Raw genomic sequence first — 1,272 nt, 5'->3', positions numbered from 1 at the left:
TTTCCTACTCCAAGGCAAAGGTGATCGGAACGATCACCGAAGAATCAACGGCATCATCACCCCGCCGCGCCGGTACAAAACGCCAGCGGGTCACGGCATCGACGGCGGCGGCATCGAGCCGCGCAAAGCCGCTCGATTTCGAAATGGCTACGTCAAGCGTCGTACCTTGGGCGCTGACGCGCACCTTGAGCACGACCCGGCCCGCTTCGTTCAGGCGCCGGGAAAGCGCCGGATAAGCCGGCTTCGGGTTGTGCAGGTAATCGGCATCGAAACGGGCGGCGACCACCGCCACCGGGGCTGGCGCCGGTGGCGCGACAACCGACTGGGGCGGCGGCGCCGGCGGCTGTGGCGCCACGGTAAAACTGCTCGTCGCCGCCGGGCTGGCCACGGCGAGAACCGGCTGCGGAAGCGGCAGCGGTTGCTTGCGCAGGTGTGGCTTGGCGGGCGGCGGCAGCGGCCTGGGTGGCTCCGGCTTCGCTTCGAGCATCGGCAGCAAGCGCACGCTGATGCTCGGCGGCAACTGAATCAATTCGTTTTTGACCGAGACGTACAACATGGCGTAGGCCAGCATGACGTGTAGCAACACGACCAGCGCCGCGTTCGCCAGGCGTTCTCCCCGGGACAAGGGCTTTTCCCGGCAGTCGAGTGGAGGCAAAACAACCGCAGTCACGGAAGGCGCTTGATCCATATCAAAAAACGTTGAAAAACATAAACTTAACGAGGCGCGGATTGTAAGCGTCGGGGCGCCGGGTGCCGATGCGGCAAATCGTCGCAGGGGCCACGGATATAATCGGGCGATGTCTGCCGGCCCCCCCTTCTCCCCGCCCAAATCGGCCGAATGGCTACATAGCGCTCGCTATTTGCTGATGGCGCTGGCCTTGCACGGACTTGTTTTGCTCTATCCGCTGACCCTGAGCGTCGACCGACTCGAAGTGACAGCGCCCACTCCGATGCAAGTCAAGCTGATGGAAAACGTTTCGACCGTTCAAACAATACCGCCGGCGACGCCGGCAAAGGTCGCAGCACCCAGACCCGTTCCCCGGACAAAGCCGGCGCAGACTCCGCGTCCGCTTCTCGCCCTGGCAGCGGAACAGGCCAGCGCGCCGCCGGCCTTTTCCGTCCCCGCTCCGGTCGCCGCGCCGCCCGTTGCACTGCCGGCTGCGCCATTCACCGCCAACGCGGGCCCGCCCGCTGTCAGCGCCGCCCGCTTCAACGCCGCCTACCTGAACAATCCGGAACCCCAATACCCCTCCATTTCCCGGCGGCTGGGCG

The 1,272-nt window shown here is 65.3% G+C and carries 1 protein-coding gene and 1 pseudogene; one reads left to right on the top strand and one right to left on the bottom strand.

All coding sequences use genetic code 11. The features are described 5' to 3' along the window. Positions 1-4: 4 nt before the first annotated feature. Positions 5-625 carry an energy transducer TonB gene (locus tag ADADOO_RS01830; RefSeq protein ID WP_511274498.1) on the bottom strand — a complete coding sequence of 207 codons (621 nt, stop codon included), beginning with the start codon at positions 623-625 and terminating at the stop codon, positions 5-7. 241 nt (positions 626-866) lie between these two features. Here ADADOO_RS01830 and ADADOO_RS01825 point away from each other — a divergent pair. After that, positions 867-1,272: pseudogene (locus tag ADADOO_RS01825) on the top strand (hypothetical protein); the annotation flags it as partial.

The organism is Azonexus sp. (assembly GCF_036170495.1).
Classification (GTDB): domain Bacteria; phylum Pseudomonadota; class Gammaproteobacteria; order Burkholderiales; family Rhodocyclaceae; genus Azonexus.
Note: the sequence above shows the minus strand (reverse complement) of the source record. Positions and strands in the feature narration are given on the sequence as shown.